This is a genomic window from Paenibacillus sp. (assembly GCF_048976745.1).
Classification (GTDB): domain Bacteria; phylum Bacillota; class Bacilli; order Paenibacillales; family Paenibacillaceae; genus Paenibacillus.
In genome coordinates this window covers 48,038-64,076 of sequence record NZ_JBHGUU010000023.1, presented here as the reverse complement: position 1 = coordinate 64,076, position 16,039 = coordinate 48,038, and the positions used below count along the sequence as shown (strand labels likewise).

Annotated in this window: 12 protein-coding genes; 3 read left to right on the top strand and 9 right to left on the bottom strand. The window is 46.4% G+C overall.

The genetic code is table 11. The annotated features are described in order from the left end of the window. Positions 1–128: 128 nt before the first annotated feature. Entirely contained in the window at positions 129–3,272 is a 3,144-nt protein-coding gene (locus tag ACE3K2_RS24720) for an ATP-binding protein (protein ID WP_421896235.1), read from the bottom strand. Then, complete coding sequence (locus tag ACE3K2_RS24715) at positions 3,269–4,432, bottom strand: response regulator (RefSeq protein WP_421896231.1); 1,164 nt, start codon at positions 4,430–4,432, stop codon at positions 3,269–3,271. The genes ACE3K2_RS24720 and ACE3K2_RS24715 overlap by 4 nt, the downstream gene beginning before the upstream one ends. Positions 4,433–4,608: 176 nt before the next feature. On the opposite strand from ACE3K2_RS24715, the gene ACE3K2_RS24710 reads away from it, so the two are divergent. Continuing rightward, entirely contained in the window at positions 4,609–5,106 is a 498-nt protein-coding gene (locus ACE3K2_RS24710; protein ID WP_421896228.1) for a DinB family protein, read from the top strand. 259 nt (positions 5,107–5,365) lie between these two features. Then, complete coding sequence (locus tag ACE3K2_RS24705; protein WP_421896225.1) at positions 5,366–6,436, top strand: SDR family oxidoreductase; 1,071 nt, start codon at positions 5,366–5,368, stop codon at positions 6,434–6,436. A 47-nt stretch (positions 6,437–6,483) separates the two neighbouring features. Here ACE3K2_RS24705 and ACE3K2_RS24700 read toward each other — a convergent pair whose 3' ends face one another. The 6 genes from ACE3K2_RS24700 to ACE3K2_RS24675 form a co-directional block, all read right to left on the bottom strand. Continuing rightward, the gene (locus ACE3K2_RS24700) at positions 6,484–6,870 is read right to left on the bottom strand and encodes a winged helix-turn-helix transcriptional regulator (protein ID WP_421896222.1); all 387 of its coding nucleotides are present in this window, start codon (positions 6,868–6,870) and stop codon (positions 6,484–6,486) included. Positions 6,871–6,901: 31 nt separating this feature from the next. Next, complete coding sequence (locus ACE3K2_RS24695; protein WP_421896219.1) at positions 6,902–7,321, bottom strand: MarR family winged helix-turn-helix transcriptional regulator; 420 nt, start codon at positions 7,319–7,321, stop codon at positions 6,902–6,904. Positions 7,322–7,387: 66 nt separating this feature from the next. After that, positions 7,388–8,122, bottom strand: coding sequence for an SDR family NAD(P)-dependent oxidoreductase (locus ACE3K2_RS24690; RefSeq protein WP_421896216.1), 735 nt, complete (start codon positions 8,120–8,122; stop codon positions 7,388–7,390). Between the two features lie 367 nt (positions 8,123–8,489). After that, entirely contained in the window at positions 8,490–9,467 is a 978-nt protein-coding gene (locus ACE3K2_RS24685) for an SMI1/KNR4 family protein (RefSeq protein WP_421896213.1), read from the bottom strand. A 213-nt stretch (positions 9,468–9,680) separates the two neighbouring features. Beyond that, positions 9,681–11,306 (bottom strand): rhamnogalacturonan lyase B N-terminal domain-containing protein, encoded by a 1,626-nt coding sequence (locus ACE3K2_RS24680; protein WP_421896210.1) that lies wholly within the window; start codon positions 11,304–11,306, stop codon positions 9,681–9,683. A 350-nt stretch (positions 11,307–11,656) separates the two neighbouring features. Then, a complete protein-coding gene (locus ACE3K2_RS24675) occupies positions 11,657–12,529 on the bottom strand; it encodes an AraC family transcriptional regulator (RefSeq protein ID WP_421896207.1) in 873 nt (290 codons plus the stop codon). Between the two features lie 286 nt (positions 12,530–12,815). Here ACE3K2_RS24675 and ACE3K2_RS24670 point away from each other — a divergent pair, with 286 nt between their 5' ends. Next, positions 12,816–13,547: a glycosyltransferase gene (locus ACE3K2_RS24670; RefSeq protein WP_421896204.1), complete on the top strand. Its 732-nt coding sequence runs from the start codon at positions 12,816–12,818 to the stop codon at positions 13,545–13,547. Positions 13,548–13,636: 89 nt separating this feature from the next. Here the strand turns inward: ACE3K2_RS24670 and ACE3K2_RS24665 are convergent, their stop codons facing one another. Then, positions 13,637–15,745: a TerD family protein gene (locus tag ACE3K2_RS24665; protein ID WP_421896201.1), complete on the bottom strand. Its 2,109-nt coding sequence runs from the start codon at positions 15,743–15,745 to the stop codon at positions 13,637–13,639. Positions 15,746–16,039: the final 294 nt, after the last annotated feature.

Genomic DNA, 16,039 nt, shown 5'->3' with positions numbered 1-16,039 from the left:
CCGGAATCCGCGCTTCTAATGTTAAATATACTAACATATGAAAGATGCATTAGAAATAAATAAAATTAGGGAATGAACATCCAGGCAACACAAAAAGGCCGGAAGTCTTCACTTCTGCGGCCTTTTCCCTATACCTCGTCCGGAATATCAAATGATACCATCGTGCCCTCACCCGGCTCACTTACAATTGATAATCCCTGACCATACCGTTGCAACAATCTGCGGTTTGTATTCACAATGCCTATTCCGCCTTTTCCACCTGGCGTAGCATGTAGCAGCTCTGCAACCTTCTCCGGTTCCATGCCTTTGCCATTATCTTTCACCTCAATACGGGTATAACCCTCATGGCGAGTAATGGACAGGCATACTGTGCCACCCACATTACGGCTTAATAACCCGTGTCTTACGGCATTTTCGATCAAGGGCTGAATCGATAACGGTGGGAGAAGTAACGGAAGATCCGGCTCTACGTTTAATACCACCGACAATCGATCTTCAAATCTTGTTTTCTCAATAAAAAGATAGGCTTCCACGAGTTCCAGCTCGTATGATAATTTCACCAGTTCCCCTGTATTGAGATAATTGAAGCTGATCCGTAAATAGGAGGAAAAAGCTTCACCAAGCTTCCGCATATGCTCTGTATCAATGTCACTCAGGACCATAAGTGAATTCAGTGTATTGAACAGGAAGTGGGGCTGGATCTGAGCCTGCAAATAAGCGGCTTCCATGCGTAAGCGCTCTTGAATGGACTGATTCAACATGGTCAATGCACGTATCCGATATTTTAGCTCCAACGCATCTACAGGCTTCGTGACATAATCATTTGCCCCCGATGCAAAACCGGTATATATGTCCGGTGGCTGGCTGCGTGCCGTTAACAATAACACGGGAAGCTCTGACATGGAGAATTGTTCCCGCACCTTCTGGGTTAATTCATATCCGGACATATGGGGCATCATCACATCCGTAATGAGCAGATCCCACTGGCGTGTGCCCAGCAGTTCCATGGCTTCCTGGCCCGACCGGGCCGTAGTTATGGTGTAGGGTTCATTCGAAAGAATGCTGACCAGCACATCCAGATTCACCGGATCATCATCTACAGCCAGAATGTTGGCTTTCCCCTCTTTTAACAACGGAGCCATCTCCGACGCCGCCAGGGCTTCCGCATCCCCCATACCTGAGCGAGGTAACAGGAATCCGCTAGGTGCGTCTTCCATCATCTCCGCGGCCTGTTCCCAGATTAGGGGAAGTTGTGGCTGAACCTGATGGGTGGTTTCATTCGCGAGCGGCAGATCGAAGCTGAATACCGAGCCCTTTCCAGGTTCCGAGTGAACCGTTAGCGCCCCGCCGTGCAATTCGACGAGCTCTTTGCAGATGTTCAGTCCAAGCCCGATGCCTTGTCCATCACTGATTCCATACGACCCTTGTTCATACGGAAGGAAAATGCGCATCCGCGTGTCCTCGTCCATGCCAATGCCTGTATCCGTCACATGAATCAGAGCATGTCCTTCATGAATGTCGGCACTTACGGATATCGTGCCTTCCTCTGTATGTTTAAGCGCGTTATGAAGCAGATTGTACAAAATCTGAACGAGCCTTTCTTCATCAGCCATGACCAATGGGAACGAGTCCGGTATCTCCATCTGAAGGCGGACCGGTTTGCGTTCTGCCATGAATTGCAGCATGGCGATAATGCCAGGCACAACCGATTGTATGGAAAGAGGAACCTGACGTAACACAATGCGGTGTTCCTTCAACCGAACTACATCCAGCAGATCACCAAGAAGATGGGACATTCGTCGACCGATGGTAATCAGCAACTCCATATCCTCCAGGCTCCGTTCATCCAATCTGCTCTTCTCCCGGGTGACCACGTTGTGAGCGATATTAATGATCCCGTGCAGCGGGGTCCGCAGTTCATGGGATGTATTCGCCAAGAACTGATCTTTAATTTTGTCAGCCTTCTGCAGTTCTGTATTCAGCTTCATATTCTCCCTGGCATTCCTGAAGTATTTCTTGAACCAATAGGCGGAGAAGCCGGTAATGGCAAAGATGATATCAATGGGATAATAGACGGTTGTCACATCTTTCGATGTCTCACCTGTACTCCACAACATATTGGATATGATGCCTCCAGCGGTCAGGAGTAGAAAGACCATATCCCGATCAGCCTGTTTCCTGAACAGCATGACACCCACAATGTACAGAAAACAGAGAGAAGAGACGAGAAAGAATATGTCGATGAAAGCGTAATGAACCATGGCATAGACAACGTGAATGGGCACTGCCAGAATAACAGCAATATAAGCTATTGTCGTGACAACACCTAATTGAAGAATCTTTGGTTGTATATGTACCAAGGTCAACCTTTGGAACAACAGCAGAATACACGCATTTTGCAGCAGCAGACCAATCAGACGAAGCTTGATCCCCCACGTATAGTTTATCGGGAGCCATAACATCAGAATGTTATCATGACCGAGCATAACCACCATGCACACAGATAAGGTTAATATGGCTGCGACGAGTAAGGCGCGCTCCTGGGGATTGAATACAAACAGAATGCAAGCATACATGCCATGAAGGAGTAAAACGAGAAAAATGGCCAGTTGAAAACCAATGGAGTACCAACGTGCGTAATCAACCGCCGCCTGGGAACCGAAGCGAACGGGTTTACCGATCCCTCCTATGTACGGGCTATCATAATTGGCTACACGAATGAGTAATTCAATCTCTGTAGCACCTTCATCTTCGTAGGTTGCTGTATAGGAGTTACTTCTCGGTTCATAGGTATCGGCATCCTCCGATACTTTCCCCATGCCACCCACGATATTCCCATTGAGTTCAATCTCGGATGAGCTTCGAATGTTTCTGAACCAGAAGGTCACAGGTACCTGAAGCGGATCCGTCAACACACGCAATCGATATGTGGCATATCCAAGTGAACTCCCCTGATCGCGGTTCTCGGCATTTTTCCAATCTCCCGGAACCTGGACCACATCCGCCGCCTGCATTCCTCCCCTATGCACAGTATCCTTGCTAGTCAGTAATTCATTCGAATATAGTTCCCACTCTCCGTTCAGATACATGACCGGGACTTGCTCCAGATCGACACCTCGCAAATCAACTACACCATTCACAGCGTGATAATTGTCCAAGGTAGGGAAGAATTGCGACCAGACCCAGCGCATGCCGAACAATGCTGCTAAAATGATCGACAGGATCAGCACATATTTGAATCGTCTCACGGGATTTGTATGTCGTACATTCATTGGTTACGTTGCCCTGACTTGATCAAACCGAGCTTCCAGTTCCTGTACCATTCTCGAACCTCTTCACTAATCGGTATCTCCAAATCTTGCTCCATTCTGGTGGTTAAGAGACGATACTGCTCCTCCACACCGAGATCGTTGTGCATTTCATCATATAACTTCATTAGAATAAAATAACTTTCTTCCTCATCCGGAAGCATATGCTGAATACGTCGTGTACTCTCAATCACTTTCTCCGCCAGCCCATGCTGCTGGTAATACAGACTTAGTTGTCTCATATGATACAGCCACAGATAGCGTAATCTTTCCCGCTCAGGTTCGGCCCACATGTATTCATAATTGCCAAGATAGGTACCCTTATATAAATGAAGCGCTTGCTCATAAGCTTGAACGGTACTTGCGTCTACGGTTTTCCATTGCCTGATTTCCCGTTCCCACTGTTCACTATCCAACTGAGCCTCACCCAATTCGAGTCGATAACCTGCCTCCAGGTGTCCACTTTGAATCGTAATCATATCCATATGGCAAGTTTTCAGGGTTTGGCGGACATGATACATCGTCGTGTAGAGTTGGTGTGCCGTCTTCTCCTCTTCCATTCCCGGCCACAGAAGCTCCAGCAGCGTACTGCGATGTATGACCTGGTTCCGATGGTGAAGCAAGTATGCAAACAGCTCCTGCGCTTTGCTTGTGCGCCATTTGGCAACCTGGATCTCCTTTCCTGGAAGCTTAAACTGAATCTGATTAAAACAGCAAATGAAAGGTACGTTTGTATCCTTTGACCGCTGCTCACGTTTTACGTTCAGTTTCTCTCTTACGCGGATCACGGTCTGCTTCAATCGATCTTTTTGGATGGGCTTCATCACATAGTCCAAAGCTTGCAGTTCAAAAGCATGCACCGCATACTGATCGTAACTGGTCACAAATATAATTTCGGTGCCCGGTGTTGCCGCCTGAATCTGTCTTCCCAGATCCATACCATCCATCTCTGGCATATGGATATCCAGAAATACAACATCGGGTCGGTGCTCCACAATCCCTGCCATCGCCTCTGTTGGGTTCATATATGTAGCAATAATTTGGATGCCGTTTACTTCTTTTTCTAGTGATTTTTGAAGGCCTATCAACGCTAGACGTTCGTCGTCAACCAATATCACTTTCACCGGAGCTTCTTCCTCCTCGACCCTGAGGTCTTGAGATTTATTTTCACTATTATATCATAGGCATTTTAAGTATTTAGGTTCTTGTTTCCAAATTTTAATTTCTAACAATTTAATTGTATAATATTTAACAGAAGACGATCTAACAGATCAGGTCTTGAAAGAGAGGAAGGTAACTTATGTCAGATGCAAATCATAACTTTGGGCAAGCCCTTGTCAAATCATTAGTGGGGGAACGCGGTCATATCCGCATCGCTCATGCTCTACCCGATATCGATGTCACACTTGCTGCTCGTACACACGAGGCCATGCCATACACGATCTATCAGTTGGTGAAGCATATGCATTATTGGCAGCAATTCATGCTCGAACACTTGGAAGGACGCAAGCCACAGCTCCCTGCTAACGTGAGTGAGAGCTGGCCTGAAGAGAAAGGCCCACAGGACGAGGCTGCGTGGAAGGCAGATATTCAGGCATTCCTGAATGGGATTGATCAAGCCGTAGCCATTGCAGAAACAGCGCAATTAGATGAGTCACTCCCCTATTTCCCCGGGGAGACCAAAGCAGGACTTCTGCGCAATATCGCTTCCCATAACTCGTACCACCTGGGTGAAATTGTTCTGCTTCGTCGTTTCTACGGCGCATGGCCACCACCAGGAGGCGGGTACCCGGCGTAACCCTATTAACATCAGATCTATTGGATGAATATACAGACACATCTAAGCTGTGAAAGGACGATTGTTCCTTTTACAGCTTCTTGTGGTTGTTGGCAAGTAACATCCCAAGTAACTTCCAATGCAGTGCTGTTTCTAACGCTCATATCCTGCTCCAGGCTCATATATTACTTCAAAGTACGTATATGACTTTGAGGTGCGTACTTCTCATCTTTCTTTTTCTGACCCACAATATGTACAGAAGAAGAGAGGAGCATGTCCATTGAAAACCGAACAATTGGTTACCCGTTATACAGCGCTTGTCATCGGTGCTGGAGGTGTCATTGGAAGAAACCTAATTGATTATCTGACGACACTTCCCGAGTGGAATGTCATTGGTGTATCCCGCCGCGGAGGGGAAGATGCCCCCAGGTTACGTTATATATCAGCTGATTTATTGAACGAAGCAGACACACAAGACAAACTGAGTCATTTAACGACCGTTACGCATATTTTCTACGCCGCGTATCAGGATCGCCCAACCTGGGCCGAATTGGTACAACCCAACTTGGCGATGCTCATCAATGTGGTGAATACCATCGAACCGATCGCTCCAAATCTCCAACATATTAGTCTAATGCAAGGTTATAAAGTGTACGGTGCACATCTGGGTCCATTCAAAACACCTGCCAAAGAAACGGACGCATATCATATGCCCCCTGAATTCAATGTCGATCAGCAACAGTTTCTCGAGGATCGGCAACTCGGAAGTAGCTGGACTTGGTCAGCCCTGCGCCCATCTGTGGTGTGTGGATTTGCCCTGGGCAACCCAATGAATCTTGCCATGGTTATTGGCGTATATGCGGCGATCTCCAAGGAGCTTGGCTTGCCACTTCGATTCCCTGGGAAACCGGGAGCGTATCATTCGCTTCTTGAGATGACGGATGCAACATTGCTGGCTCATGCAACCGTATGGGCGGCAACCGAACCTCGCTGTGCCAATCAGGCATTTAATATCACCAATGGCGATCTGTTTCGCTGGAATGAGCTATGGCCCCGAATCGCTGCATTTTTTGAATTGGAAACCGCTCCGCCACTCCCCCTCTCACTAGCAACAGTGATGGTAGATAAAGAAGATCTTTGGAAGTCCATGATTGATAAATATGATTTGGTCAATACCCCTTATGATGATGTCTCTTCCTGGGCATTTGGTGATTTTGTCTTCTCGTGGGATTATGACTTCTTCGCCGATGGTTCCAAAGCTCGCCGCTTCGGATTTCATGAATTCATTGACACTGAGGCTATGTTTATGAATATTTTCAGAAATCTACGTGATCGCAGGATCCTTCCGTAAAGTGAATAAAATGCAGAATAAGCCGATTCCTGAATTCCAGAATCGGCTTATATAAGTCCCTCAACAGTCGTAGCAGTTGGCGGCTTAAACAGAATTTTTCCTCGATCTCCATAAACATTGTCCACATGTATATCGCCCCACCTACACATCAGATGAAGAATCTCTTTAAGCGTCCACCCATACTCTGTTAACTCATACTCCACTTTAGGCGGGACCTGGTGATGGGAGATTCGGACGATGACCCCCGCCTCCTTCAGTTCACCAAGTTGCTGAGTCAACACTTTCTGGGTGATCGCAGGGATCAGTTTCATGAGCTCACCATTACGTTTCTTGCCAAACGTAAGATGGAATAGAATAACAGGCTTCCACTTTCCACCGATCACTTCAAGAAAGGCTTCAACTGCGGTGTTATATACTTTGAGCGGTTCCTCCATATCACCTTCGGTCTCCCTTCCAGTCCATTGCTCAATCTTCCCGATTCATCTTCTCAAAAATACGAACCAATTGCGCCCGATCCTCTTCGTTTAATTTCTCGAACAAACTCTTACGCAGCTTCTGACCCTCCAATATGGCTCTTCCGAGGACTTCGGTCCCTTTATCCGTAATGTTCAAATAAATAATGCGACGGTCCGCTTCATCTACCATTCTGACGACTAATTCCTTGGCTACCATCTTGTCAGATAAATAACTGAGTGTAGGCGGAGTGAACCCTAACATTTTTGCAATATCCGAAGGTCGGCTTTTTCCATTTTGATGGAGATGGCTGAGTACAAGCACATGAGAGACACCAAGGTCCTCATTAAATGATTTGTTCCATTGTATGATCAATTTATTGGTGAAATTATCCATGTTGTGTATAAGCTCAAAAATGTTCTGTTCTTCCATTAGATCCTCCTCGAAAAAATAAACAACAGCCCTCATATAACTTAAGGGCTGTCATCATTTTACACGCTATTGGGCTGAGTAGCCACCATCGATCACCAGTTCAGATCCGGTAATGTACGAAGAATCATCCGACGCAAGGAACAACGCAGCTTTGGCAATATCAATAGCCTGACCCAGACGCTGCAAAGGCGTTGCCTGAATTAATCGTTCAAGCAGTTCCTTCGATGTGTTCAAGGATTGGGTCATTGGTGTCTCGATGATCCCGGGAAAAAGAGCATTCACCCGAATACCTTGACGTCCAAAGGTGGTCGCAGCGGCTTTGGATAATGCACGTACCGCGCCTTTGGAAGCCGAGTAATGGTTAAAGCCTTGTCCAATTAAAGCGGTGTATGATGAGATATTAACGATGGAACCTTTTTTCTGGGCTGCCATATAAGGAGTGACATGTTTCATGCCAGCGAATGGGCCGAAGCCGTTAATGGAGAGCATTTTCTCCCAATCCTGTGCATTGATTTCCTCATAAGGCTTTTCCGAAGAAATGCCTGCATTGTTGACCAGAATGTCAATTTTTCCAAAACGTTCATTCACGACCTTCGCCAGTGCCTGCCAACCTTCATCCGAAGATACATTCAACTTCATTCCGTACACATTCTCTTTTTGGCTGGCTCTTTCCAGTGCCTCCTCATTAATGTCTGCTGCAATGACGATGGCGCCTTCCTGTGCAAAAAGATCAACCATGCCCTCCCCGATTCCCGAGGCTCCGCCCGTAATAATGGCTACTTTATTATCTAATTTTCCCATGTGAATTGCTCCTAACGTATTGGTTTTTATTTGGAAGTAACAAGGGCTATTTTGTCTTTCATTCTTAACATGATGCTTAAGCCCCTTTTTTGAAGAAACCAAACTGTTTAGATATAAAATATTTAGATGACTAATTATTATATGTCTAAATATTAGCAAACTAACTTCCTTTATGCAACAAGCACACCTCTATATACATATTTTGGATTCCTTAGCGAAGCTAGTGCAGTTGAAAAAAAGCTCAGTTTGAGCGACATTTCCGGCTTATCCCGTATAACTAGGCAACAAAAAAAACTGCATCCGTCATTACGGATGCAGCCTTTTCAACGTTTCGTATAATTGTATAATGAGAAGCTCATCCCCTTACTTACAGTGAACCTTGAAGCTTTGCAGGTTGATTTTCCTCATTCAACAGACCTTGAATAAAGGTTTCAAAATTGGGCGCAAGCCAAGTGATCTTGTAGTTTTCATTTTTATCCACATGAACAACCTCGGGCTCACCTGCATTGCCGGATTCACGATAATCCAGCATCACCACCTCCGAATCGGAAGAGCACTCACATACAACAACACCGATTTCGGGGTAACCCTCCTGCTCGATGATAAACCGGCTGCCCACTTCACCACCTAATGAGTGTGCCTTCTCCCGTCCAATACCCAGTATTGCCGCGATCTCAACGCGGACCTTCTTGGCAGCCTCTGCTTGGCTAACTGGAAAATACCGATAGTGGGGAACACCACCATTATGTAATTTCATCATGTTAATATAGGATGTTGGCAGCTTGAATACCAACTGCTCTTCTACGGACTCGATCTGTCCATCGGTAGGTGGGGCCAGCACATATTGGTCCACGGCTTCAGCACTATCATTCCAAAAAACCGTTGGTTCCAGATGGCTAATACTAAAAGGTGCGGTTGAGATTTCAGAGACAGATGGGTGGTTGCTCACCGACTCATCTACGGATTCTTCCACCGATTCCTCTGTGGGTTTCTCCGCCATTTTGCTTCGAATCCATTCCAGAAACTCCAGCGTATCTTCATCCTCAGGGTCCAATTCATCCGCTCTTTCGAATGCTTGCAGCGCATGCGCATATTGCTCCAGATAATAATAAGCCAGTCCAATCCGGTAATGCCAGAGTGGGTCACCTGTGCCCTCTTTGGCAACCGTCAGGAATTGTTCAACCGCTTCTTCATACCGTTCCAGGTTATTCAGCGCTCGTCCCAAATGGTTGACCAGCTCATAATCTCTTTCTTCCACAGGAATCGCTTGAATTGCATCTACAATTTCCTGAAATTCATCTTCTTCATGCCACTCTTGCAATTGAACCAACAGATCGTCTCTCATTCCTTTGGCCTCCCCGTTCATTCACTCATGATTACGTATTGAAAATTATACCACTATCCGGATCACCATCTCCACCAACGTAAGATTCTTAGGCGTATTATGAATCGATATCTTATCATTTTCAATGCCAAAACTAAAAAGGTAACCTGAACCCGGTTATGAAAACCAGGCAGGCTACCTCCTTTATTCCTTCCACTACGTTGAATGCTTAACTTAATTCAACAACTCCACACAATCATAGACCCAACCTGCACTTAACCAGTTACCCAAGTCACTGGAACCGCTGATCGGTGTAATTGTGATCGTGTTGGAACCATTCACAAAGTAGGATGCTGGAACATTCCAGCTAAAGGTTGTGTTGTTGCCACGATACGTACCAATGGTGAAGCTACGAGAATTGGGCTGTGAAGACGCGGCAGGATTACTTAATGCATGTCCATTAACCGTTACACTCGGTCTACCATTATTGTAGGCTGCAGTAATCCCGATGTTGAGCTTATGAGCAGATGCCGCTTGAGATGCGTTCAAGTTAAACGTTATTGTGGTTGGAGAATTCTCACCACGGAACTGGATGGCTGGGAATCGATTGGTAGCGCTACCGGTAGCATAGGTGACAGGCCCCCAGCTTGGGTTGCGACTATCGGATGGGTGACGAATCGGAATCGTCTGTCCATTCAGGAACTCTCGTGGTGTACCATCCCAGTTACCGATTCGCCAGATGCTTGCGGCTTGACTCGGGTCATTGTTAATCGTACGTGTATTCAGTGTCGTCGTTTGTCCTGCCGTGACATTAACTGTTTCCGTATATACGGCCAGTTCACCCTTATAGGCTGTCATGGTGTATGTCCCCGGGATCATGCTGTATTTGGCGGCTGCCCCACTAGAAGAGGTACCCACCCAATACTGGGCGTTGCTATTGGCGAACCCAATTGTATATGCATAACCCGTATCCATCCCGGAGAGACCATTAAGCACCACGTTCCCTCGACTGGATACCCACCCCTGCAGATTCAGACCAGACATCCAGCTGAAATCGGGTACACTCGGCGTACTGCCTGTGGTGAAGATCAAAGCGTACGGCCCATGCAGACCCAGGCGCCAATTTTCCGTCTGTGCATGTCCGGAGTTCATATAGTTATATACTTCCGTCTCTGTTCCACTTTGGAACTGGATATCACGGAAGAATGGACCACCAGAGCTTTTCTCCCGATTGCCGTAGGCCATAAATACACCGACGCCATTCCCCGTAACTCCACGTACGGATAAATCTTTGGCCTGATCATTACCATAATATTTGGAGGCAGACTGTCCATTGGCGAATCCGAACACATCCTGACTCTCGATCGCTCCTGTGTTGCCCCGATTATTTGAATTGGCAGGAACGCCTGTCAACACACTACCATTACCACGGAAAATGTAGCGTAGCTCCCCAATCGAAGGTTGAGCCGTGATATGCGTTGCCATGTATATGATGTTCTCACCGCCACGCGAAGCATAATAGTGAGTTAGCGTGCTTGTAGATACCGTGATTAACACGGTCGATCCAGAAGGAGAGGTATTCCAAGTCACATTGGCGGATGAACCCAAACCTGACCCGATGTGCGATCCTCTATTGCTGTTCAGTTCCGTACCGTTCATTTTGGCCGATATGATATCCCCATTGGTTTTGTTGACCACGTAGACTAATCCTGAACCGGTATTTACTTCAATTCGGGAGCCATTATCGGTAACATATATCGTTGCTGCGTGTCCCGTAGATGCAGGGAATACAGCAACTGTTGCGATCATAACGACAATCAAAAAGATACCAAGCGCCTTTCTCACTGTACGTTGGGTCATGAGTAAATCCCTCCTTGGATTTTAATAAAGCGCTTACATCATAATGTATAACAACTGACACTTCCGTCTCACATCGATATATCTGCTATGCGGGCATGTCCATCATCCATGAAATGTTATGTCTTGGTGCATGTAGAGTAGAGTCGCCTCTTTATGTAATCTGATCTCGCCACCCCCTTCTTCAATCAATCTTCTGGATACAATACTTACAATTCCAATAAAATAATACCATTATATTACATATATTCGCAATGGAAATGAACCGTATTTCCGCTAGCAATTTCTCAATTTCTGAATACAAAACACGCAGCTTCAAAAGCTGCGCTTTAGATATTGTACAAGAAATGCTATTATCCCTTCCGAATAGGTATCCATATCTCACTTCTGTATTGCTCAACAGTAACATCCTTGTGCTCATTCCATAGTATTTCTGGCCCCTCACTCAGCTCATAACCCGATGAAGGAAACCACTCTGCGTAGATCCGGCCCCACACCTCCTGAAGTGTGCCAGGAAACGGACCCACGACGGTAAATACTGCCCACGTGGAAGCAGGAACCTCAAGCTGTGCCAAGCCCTCAGGCGCTTCTTTTGTCGTAGCTGCGCCAATATAATGATCCAGTTCTCCCTGTTCTGCCATCCGCCCCTCACTGAAATGGGCCGAAGCACTGATTAAGCCCAGAGGCTGGACGTTGGATGCCCCCTTAATCGTATCAATTAACTCCGGCGTAAGACTCTGGTACATTGCAGCGATCTCCGGATTCACCCCGTTGAATACGATCGATACCCTTTTGCTAATTCCCACGATTCGAAACCCCTCTTTATCTTCAATGCGATAGTTCATTTCGCTTCCTCCTTGAATGGTCAGTTGAAATGTCATCCGCGGGAAGGCCTTAAGGGACGGACCATGATTTCGCGCTTCGGAGGGTGTAGTGCCATGCATGCTTTGAAACGCTCTAGCGAACGAATCTGGCGATGTATACCCGTATTTCAGCGCAATATCAATGATTTTGCACTCACTCTGGCTTAGCTCCATAGCCGCGAGCGTCAAGCGGCGACGCCGAATATATTCCGAGAGCGTTACACCACTAAGAAAAGAGAACATGCGTGTAAAATGATACTCCGAGCAGCAGGCAATTCGGGAAATCTCTTTCATATCCACGACGTCCATCAGATGCTCCTCCAGGTAATTCAAGGCTTCATTTAACCTTCTCAGCGTATCCATATCATCCCTCCCACGTTAATTTAAGCTTAGCAAAGTCATTCTCTTTGCATCCGACATTACCTGCACCATTCTGTAGGTAGCTCTTCTCTTGCAAAAATCCCGCTTATTCATACAGAAGGATTTGGTTGATTTACTTCAACATGCAGAAGACAAAGGAACGAACAGGTACATTGACAGGTTTTTGTGCGTATTCTCCATTTTGCAGATATGCCGTTCCTCTTATTTGCCGTACACATATTTTAAAGAGAGATAGTTTTGATCATAACGGATAAGGGGAGCGGTCAAAATGGGAGCCAGGCCAAAAAAATCTATCCAAAAGCAGGGAGTTTCTATTATTGCCTGCACGAAACGTCAAAGCTATATAAAAAACTTGTTCAATAACTACAGTCGACAGATCCACGCCAGGAAGGAACTTATCATTATTGTCAATAAAAATAACATTCCCCTTGCTCCATATCTGAGTCTAGCCAACAAACTTCCAAACGTACACGTCTATCGTCTTCCAGAACGCACTTCCCTCGGCGCCTGTCTCAATTATGCTATCAAGAAGACGAAATACAACTATATTGCCAAGTTTGACGATGATGATTATTACGCTCCTTACTATTTGAAGGAAAGTATGCAGACCTTTCAGAGAACCAATGCTGATGTCATTGGCAAGAAGGCTCATTACATGTATTTACGCGGATCTAAGATGTTTATCCTTCGTTCTCCTCATGATGAACATCGACCGGTGACCCTAATCCCTGGCGCAACGCTTGTTTTTAAACGCAAGGTAGTAAACCACGTACCGTTCCCGAATCAAAGCGTCGGTGAGGACGATCTATTTTGCATTAGAAGCAAACAAAAGGGTTATCGCATATATTCTGCTGGAAAAAATAATTTTGTTGCGATCCGCAGGCGAAACTCATCCAACCATACTTGGATCATTAGCGATAAAGAACTCCTATCTCAAAGCCGAATAATACCTTCTGTTACGAATTACAAGAAATATGTGCAGAAGAAACCAAAAGGCTGACCCCGTTAACAACCCATTAAATCTCAAAAAAAGAGCAGCATTCCGCTGCTCTTCTCTGTTCTCGACCCGGTATTCACATGCACTTGGACTCAAGCCAGGTATTCCGCCATAATCTGCTCGATATCATATGGCGTCACACCTTCATCGACCGCATAGATGGTATCGGCCTGATCCTTCGTGTCCACCAGTTCACCTCTCGCCTTGGCGTGCAGCATGAACAAGTCATACAGGTCAGGTTTACGTAAGGTGGTCATCGCCTTGCCCATCAGCACAATGCCCTTCTGATTTCCCTCGACATTATTGTAGTAGTCCGGATATCTGGTCAGCGCCAGATCCGTCCAGATGATTGTTCGCTCGACCAAATCGAGAATAACCGGAATGGCAATCTGGGTGTCTGCAGTGATATCGATCTTGTTCTCCACCGTGGATGGCTCATAGATTTCGCCTGAACCGGGCTTCTTGCGCATCATCCAGCCTGCAAAACATTCCGGCAAATTACAGTACGGATGGCTGGTGAAGGAGTGCAGTGTCGTCACCACATAACGTCCGCCATAATTCACAATTGAGGGGATATGCAGATCAATAAATTCACTGGCACCATGAGGTGCAGTCACAATATCCCCGCTATGGGCCGCTTTGTATTTGACGGATCGCAGATTGGTGTAGGAGATATGTTCAACGTAATTCCAATTCTCGTCATACATGACCGCTGACAGGTCGATATCCACGCGCCCGGTAGGTGTGCCGTCCACCTCGCCCTCTTTCCACCAGCTGAAGAAACGTATCGTATCTCCTTCACCCATCGGGATGCGGCTTCCACGCACAATGGTTCGTAAAGCTTTGCTCGCGGATCGTTGTGAAAAAGGAACCAGATAATGCTGGAGACGTTCATCTATATACGTCCTTCCGAGTGCTGGGAAGTCAGCGAACCGTGTAATCAAAGCCTGCTCGCACAAATGTACGACTTCCTGGCACGTGGCTTCATCGATCTCTGGCAGCTCGTTTGGGATGCCAAAAGCCTTGGCTACATTGCCTTTCGGAAAAAACACCCGCAAATCCGTTTCTTCATTCCGCTGTGCAAAATGCTGTCTCACCTGTAATAACACGGGCGTGGATACCTGTGCAGCCACTTCACCAAAGGCCAGCAGTACATACGCTTCATCTTCGGTCATACGCAGCAAGTGATCCAGTTTTCTCGCAAATTCACCTGGACGCTGCGACAACAGATCAATCAGACTCCAGACATTCCGATATTGGAAGGCAAGTTCCACACTTCCATTGAAGGTCGAATACGGCTTATTATTACGCAAAATATCAAAGGCTTCTTCGCATCGTGGATACCGAAGCTTATACTCCGAAGGATGCAGAATTTCACCAAGGCGAATCCAACGATCCTTATATCGCAGCATATCCTCCGTGATAGAGCCACATTGCTCCAATAATCCGAGCAAAAGGCGTCTCTCACGGCGTTTGAATTTCCGAAAGGGAGAAGCCGCCGCCAGGCTGACATCCCCATCGGACCAAGCAACAGCCAGACGCAGGACATCACTTGCTGTTTTGAAATACGGACCGATCCGATCGATGTTCGCCTTTTCATGCTTTAACAGCGAGGAGACCACGAAGCCTACGTTTTCTTTGAACGGAATCTCGGCGGGTAGAATCGCATCCACTTCTTCTGGTTCTGCACACTCCAACACGGTATCAATATCTTTTTTGTCCGTCTCAGAGATGGAACCTTTCGCTTCAATGATCTGACGGATGAGTGTCTGGAATGCTTCTTTGTTTCCCAAACCAATGACTTTTAACTCCGTCTTCTCCAGCAAAGGCATTCTCTCCACAGATGGTTGATCTGTATAGACCACAGTCAGGTTGGTCAGATAATGAATAATCGCATTAAGGTATAACTCCGCTTCTTCCGCTTGCATCACCTGCATCGGGAATCCTGCATACATCGGTTGGTACTGCACATGTGCGCCAACCATAACCTTCAGATCAGCCACAAGTTGATGATATACTGCTTCAAATTGTTCCTTGGACAGCTGGCGCATCGCCTGCATTAAGTCATTCGAGAAGGTGTATCCGAGTGTTTCCATATTTTTGAGGGCCGTCGCCAGATGTGTCTTCGGTAACTGTTGTTTCCCTTCGTTTGATTCAATAATGAGTTTGTTCGCTCTGCGCAAATAGATCGTATTGTTCATGATAAAAGAGTCCAGGAAAGCCACATCCCTATATAACGTGAAAGGTTAGGGTTAGAAGGAAGAAATGTGATAGCCTGGACGCCTCCTCTCTGATAATGAAATCTTCAGGAGAGCTGCGACCCTATGATCTCCAATGATTGTAGAAGGAAGGATCGCAATAGCCTGAAGGCCAGCGGTTCGAAGTTTGTCACCCGAACCTCTGGTGAACCCATCATCTCAGATTCCACGATCTGCCAACAGGGTGAAAGTATTACGACATGAATTGGATGAAATATGAAAAAGCCCTTGCCGACC